This is a genomic window from Streptomyces lushanensis (assembly GCF_001700515.1).
In the GTDB taxonomy this organism is placed as follows: domain Bacteria; phylum Actinomycetota; class Actinomycetes; order Streptomycetales; family Streptomycetaceae; genus Streptomyces; species Streptomyces lushanensis.
In genome coordinates this window covers 1-4,224 of the sequence record NZ_MAUD01000399.1, presented here as the reverse complement: position 1 = coordinate 4,224, position 4,224 = coordinate 1, and the positions used below count along the sequence as shown (strand labels likewise).

Annotated in this window: 4 protein-coding genes; all 4 read right to left on the bottom strand. The window is 70.3% G+C overall.

The features are described from left to right. Positions 1-29 precede the first annotated feature (29 nt). Positions 30-914, bottom strand: coding sequence for a succinate--CoA ligase subunit alpha (sucD, locus tag BFF77_RS27630; protein ID WP_066955018.1), 885 nt, complete (start codon positions 912-914; stop codon positions 30-32). Positions 915-959: 45 nt separating this feature from the next. Next, on the bottom strand, positions 960-2,135 hold the full coding sequence (gene sucC, locus BFF77_RS27625) for an ADP-forming succinate--CoA ligase subunit beta (RefSeq protein ID WP_066955013.1): 1,176 nt from the start codon (positions 2,133-2,135) through the stop codon (positions 960-962). Between the two features lie 205 nt (positions 2,136-2,340). After that, positions 2,341-3,594 carry a VWA domain-containing protein gene (locus BFF77_RS27620; protein WP_245703728.1) on the bottom strand — a complete coding sequence of 418 codons (1,254 nt, stop codon included), beginning with the start codon at positions 3,592-3,594 and terminating at the stop codon, positions 2,341-2,343. Further along, the coding region (locus tag BFF77_RS27615; RefSeq protein ID WP_245703727.1) for a DUF5682 family protein at positions 3,591-4,224 on the bottom strand (634 nt) is incomplete at its 5' end. The genes BFF77_RS27620 and BFF77_RS27615, both read right to left, overlap by 4 nt.

Below are 4,224 nucleotides of genomic sequence, written 5' to 3'. Positions count from 1 at the left end.
CCACGCGCGTGGTGCGGACAGGCCGCGAGTCAGCCGGCCAGAATCGCCCGGGCCAGCCCGGCCGTCTCGGTCGGCGTCTTGCCGACCCGCACGCCCGCGGCCTCCAGGGCCTCCTTCTTCGCCTGCGCCGTGCCGGAGGAGCCGGAGACGATGGCGCCGGCGTGGCCCATGGTCTTGCCCTCGGGCGCGGTGAAGCCCGCGACATAGCCGACGACCGGCTTGGTGACGTTCTTGGCGATGAAGTCGGCCGCACGCTCCTCGGCGTCGCCGCCGATCTCGCCGATCATCACGATCAGATCGGTGTCGGGGTCGGCCTCGAACGCGGCGAGCGCGTCGATGTGGGTCGTACCGATCACCGGGTCGCCACCGATGCCGACGGCCGACGAGAAGCCGATGTCGCGCAGCTCGTACATCATCTGGTAGGTCAGCGTGCCGGACTTGGACACCAGACCGATACGGCCGGGCTTGGTGATGTCGCCCGGGATGATGCCCGCGTTGGACTGACCGGGAGTGATCAGACCGGGGCAGTTCGGACCGATGATGCGGGTCTTGTTGCCCTTGCTGCCCGCGTACGCCCAGAAAGCGGCGGAGTCGTGGACCGCGATGCCCTCGGTGATCACAACGGCGAGACCGATCTCGGCGTCGATCGCCTCGACGACGGCGGCCTTGGCGAACGCCGGCGGCACGAAGACGACGGACACGTCGGCGCCGGTCTTCTCGATGGCCTCGGCCACGGAGCCGAAGACGGGTACGGACGTGCCGTCGAAGTCGACGGACGTACCGGCCTTACGCGGGTTCACACCGCCGACGATGTTGGTGCCGTCGGCGAGCATGAGCCTGGTGTGCTTCATGCCGGTGGCGCCGGTCATCCCCTGGACGATGACCTTGCTTTCCTTGGTGAGGAAGATAGCCATGGTGTTGGAGTTCCTGGTCCTTATGTCGTGTCGGAGACGCGCGAGTCAGCGGGCCGCGGCGAGCTCGGCGGCCTTGTCGGCGGCGCCGTCCATGGTGTCCACGCGCTGCACGAGCGGGTGGTTGGCATCGGACAGGATCTTGCGACCCAGCTCCGCGTTGTTGCCGTCGAGCCGCACGACCAGCGGCTTCGTGACGTCCTCGCCCTTGGACCTGAGCAGCTCCAGGGCCTGGACGATGCCGTTGGCGACCTCGTCGCACGCGGTGATGCCACCGAAGACGTTGACGAACACGGACTTGACGTCCGGGTCGCCGAGGATGATCTCCAGCCCGTTCGCCATGACCTCGGCGGAGGCGCCGCCGCCGATGTCGAGGAAGTTGGCGGGCTTCACACCGCTGTGCGCCTCGCCGGCGTACGCGACGACGTCCAGGGTCGACATGACCAGCCCCGCGCCGTTGCCGATGATGCCGACCTCGCCGTCGAGCTTGACGTAGTTGAGGTTCTTGGCCTTGGCGGCGGCTTCCAGCGGGTTGGCGGCGGCCTTGTCCTCAAGAGCCGCGTGCTCGGGCTGGCGGAAGTCGGCGTTCTCGTCGAGCGAGACCTTGCCGTCCAGAGCGATGATCTTGTTGTCGCCCGACTTGATCAGCGGGTTGACCTCGACGAGGAGCGCGTCCTCCTCGATGAAGACGGTCCACAGCTTCTGAAGCACATCGGCGACCTGGTCGGCGATCTCGGCCGGGAACTTGGCGGCGGCGACGATCTCGGCGGCCTTCTCCGGCGTGCAGCCCTCGTTGGCGTCGACCGGAACCTTGGCGAGCGCGTCGGGGTTCTCCTCCGCGACGACCTCGATCTCCACGCCGCCCTCGACGGAGGCCATGGCGAGGAAGGTGCGGTTGGTGCGGTCCAGCAGGAAGGAGACGTAGTACTCCTCCGCGATGTCGGCCGTCTCGGCCAGCATCACCTGGTGGACCGTGTGGCCCTTGATGTCCATGCCCAGAATCTGGCCGGCCTTCTCGACGGCGTCATCCGGGTCGGAGGCCAGCTTCACGCCGCCCGCCTTGCCGCGGCCACCGACCTTGACCTGCGCCTTGACAACGGCCTTGCCGCCGAGACGCTCGGTCACCTCGCGAGCCGCGTCAGGCGTAGTGATGACTTCACCGGCCAGCACCGGTACACCGTGCTTGGCGAAGAGGTCCCTCGCCTGGTACTCGAACAGGTCCACGCGTGTCCGTCCCTTTGTCTTTTAAACCGCAGCCTGGTGATCGCGGGTTCGTTGTCTGCGTGGGCGTGCCGCGAAGGGCAACGTGACTGCGCTGTCACTGAGGGAGGCGTACTCGCTGTCCGGTACGCGGCATGTCCGTCTCGCAGGTTATCCCCGAGGGCCTTGGGTCCCTAAATCACAGATCACACCTGAGCGGTGATACCTGTCACATGAGTCCCGTACCCGGCAGATCGGTGTCCGGTACGGGTATCGGACGCTTCTCGATCGCCGCCGCCATCACCTCCGGAAAGAGGTCCGGCGTACAGGCGAACGCCGGTGCGTCCAGGGCGGCGAGGGCCGCGGCATGCTCCCGATCGTACGCCGGGGCTCCCTCGTCGGACAGCGCGAGCAGCGCCACGAACTGGACGCCCGAGGCCTTCATGGCCGCGACCCGCTTGAGCATCTCGTCGCGTATGCCGCCCTCGTAGAGATCGCTGATCAGGACGACCACGGTGTCGGCGGGCCGGGTGATCCGCGACTGGCAGTGGGCGAGGGCGCGGTTGATGTCCGTGCCGCCGCCGAGCTGGGTGCCGAAGAGGACGTCGACGGGATCGTCGAGCTGGTCCGTGAGATCGACGACGGCCGTGTCGAAGACGACGAGACGGGTGGCGATCGAACGCATCGAGGCGAGGACCGCGCCGAAGACCGAGGCGTAGACGACGGACGCGGCCATCGAGCCGGACTGGTCGATGCAGAGGACGACTTCCTTCTTCACCGACTGCGCGGACCTGCCGTAGCCGATCAGCCGCTCCGGGACGACCGTGCCGTGTTCGGGGAGGTAGTTCTTGAGGTTGGCCCGGATCGTACGGTCCCAGTCGATGTCCCGGTGGCGCGGCCGGCTGACGCGCGCCGACCGGTCGAGCGCTCCGGTCAGGGTGGCCCTGGTGCGGGTGGCCAGCCGTTTCTCGATGTCCTGGACCACCTTGCGCACCACGGCGCGGGCGGTCTCCTTGGTCGTCTCGGGCATGGCCTTGTTGAGCGAGAGCAGGGTGCCGACGAGATGGACGTCCGCCTCGACCGCCTCCAGCATCTCCGGTTCGAGCAGCAGCGCGGAGAGGCCGAGCCGGTCGATCGCGTCGCGCTGCATGACCTGGACGACGGAGCTCGGGAAGTACGTGCGGATGTCGCCGAGCCAGCGCGCCACGGACGGCGCGGAGGCGCCGAGCCCCGCGGAACGGCCGGTGCCGCCGCCACGCTCCTTGCCAGAGCCGTAGAGGGCCGAGAGCGCGCCGTCCATCGCCGCGTCCCTGCCGGAGAGCGCGTGGCCCGTACCGTCGGCGCTCTCACCGCCGAGCACCAGGCGCCAGCGTCGCAGCCGCTCCTCCGCCGCGCCGTCCCCTGCCGTCGCGTCCCCTGCCGCCGCGTCCCCTGCCGCCGCGTCACCGGTCGTCGTGTCCCGTGCCGTCGTGTTCCCGGTCATCCCGTCGCTCCCGAGAGGTCGTCGTGGTCAAGTTCGAGGCCGGTGGCCCGGCCGGACCCCAGCAGCAGCCGGAGCACCGGCAGCACGGCATCGGCCCGCGCCTCGTCGAGCCCTGGGCCGAAGCCGGGCGTGGCGGCCCCGGGCCCGGACCCCGCCGGCCCTGCGCCGGCGGGCCCGCGCCGGACCAGCTCCCCCAGCGTGCGGCGTACGCCCGGCTCGTACGCCGAGAAGGTGCGGCGCAGCAGCGGGAGCACATCGGTGAAGGAGCCGGCGGGCACCGCGGTCAGCCAGCCGTCCACCAGTCCGAGCAGCCGCTCGTCGTGGATCAGGAGCATGCCGCCGCCCGACGCGCCGCCGGCGAAGCCCTCGATCCAGGCGGCGGCTTCGGCCGGTGGGGTGCCGGGCGACAGGGCGAGCCCCATGAGGCGCGCCGCGTCGTCCTCGGCGAGCCGCCCGTCGTCCAGCAGCAGCCGGGCCGCCCGCCCCCTGATCACTCCCGCCACGTTGTCCCGCTCCGCGAGTGCGCGCAGGACGGCGGACCAGCGCCCGGCGAGATCCCGGCCGTCGCGCCGGGCACCGTCGCCATCGCGGCCGGGGTCGCTGTCGCCGTCCCGGCCGGCCGGGAGGAGG

What these genes read in the sequence shown, in the direction of transcription:
- BFF77_RS27620 (WP_245703728.1), bottom strand. Translation starts at nt 3,594, where the DNA reads ATGACCGGGAACACGACGGCACGGGACACGACGACCGGTGACGCGGCG.
- sucD (WP_066955018.1), bottom strand. Translation starts at nt 914, where the DNA reads ATGGCTATCTTCCTCACCAAGGAAAGCAAGGTCATCGTCCAGGGGATG.